Source organism: Sphingomonas sp. P4_D12 (genome assembly GCF_056401895.1).
Genome location: NZ_JBFUIL010000024.1, coordinates 1 through 1,373, shown reverse-complemented (window position 1 = coordinate 1,373; position 1,373 = coordinate 1). Strand labels below are relative to the sequence as shown.

Annotated in this window: 1 protein-coding gene; it reads right to left on the bottom strand. The window is 61.5% G+C overall.

Annotation, left to right across the window (positions count from 1 at the left end):
* Positions 1 to 256: 256 nt before the first annotated feature.
* A complete protein-coding gene (locus AC1DSD_RS22405; protein ID WP_478033200.1) occupies positions 257 to 1,129 on the bottom strand; it encodes a hypothetical protein in 873 nt (290 codons plus the stop codon).
* Between the last annotated feature and the right edge of the window lie 244 nt (positions 1,130 to 1,373).

Below are 1,373 nucleotides of genomic sequence, written 5' to 3'. Positions count from 1 at the left end.
CTTAATGTCCTGCCTAGACGGGGAATGGAATTTTGCCCGCTCGCGGTTCGCCGTGTCGGGACTGCCGCTCTCCATGAAGACAGCGGCCGGCGCCATGCCCCATCGACGGAGAATTGGCCATGCGGGTCCGCCCGCAGGGTCGCTTTGAATTATGGTAACGCGGGCAACAACATCAGACTGAGGCTTGGAAATTTAAGCTCCCGCCCCGTAACTCATCACTAAAATGAGTGCGATCCAATTAGCCCTTTCGGACCTTTCATCTCCGGCGCGCACGCAGCTGCGACGCGATAACCAGGACGAACCAAATACCTGTGCACACACAGAAAATCGTCAGCAGCTTCCAATATTGCGCCGACACAGCCGCGGCGGGATCGTCGAGCCAATGGAGGAGGACCACGTCTTTTACCGAGGTCAGATGATAGGCCTGTTCGGCGCGTGCGATCGCTTTGCGGATATCCTCGTCCGACGATGACACGACGCGCACGCCGGCGCGGGAAGGACGTGACCAGTCGGAACGAGCTATGTCGGAATTCGGGCCGCTGGTGACCGCCCAGGCCGTGATCGGCCGATCCGATGTCCAGCCGTCTCCGACGATCGGCGCGATGCCTAGTCTGTAGAGTTCGTGGTTGATGCCCTTGGAACCGCCATAAACCGGCAGATCCCAGTCGGCCTGGGCCAACACTCGCCCGTCGGTAAAATAGAAAATAGCGGCTGCCGGATAGTCGGCCGCCTGATCCACGCGGATGCCGCGAACCGTCGAACCGAACAGCGGTGTCTCGATGGAGGTCGCGCCAATCCCTGCGATCGCGCATAACACCAGTCCGCTGAACGCCAGAAAAAAGCTGTCCCGCAACAGCAGCAGAAAACCCAATCCGGCGATCACCGACGCGATCATCGCCGGCATCCAACCGCCCGCATTTGTCAGGATCGCGCTCGTCGCGATGGTGACAGCGAACAGCGGAACCGCGATGATGACCGGGCGCGGGTTTGCGAAGCCTATTCGACTTTGATGGCTGGTCGAAGTGGAGGCGCGTGGCATGGTCGCCGGATAGACTAGCAGTCCTGGCCCCGTCCGAAAGACAGCTTTCGCGTTTACATGCCGGCCCCGAATGCCATAATCGGAATGCATGGCAGTCGCCCCGACGGCGCCCCAGTCGCCGCTGCCCCGATTGACTTCCCCGCAAATCCCCGTATAGGCGCGCCCTCGCAGGCGGGCTTTGGCCCTCCCCTGCGTTACCGTCCGAGACAGCAGGTGCGGGTTTCCCGCTTAATGTCCTGCCTAGACGGGGAATGGAATTTTGCCCGCTCGCGGTTCGCCGTGTCGGGACTGCCGCTCTCCATGAAGACAGCGGCCGGCGCCATGCCCCATCGAC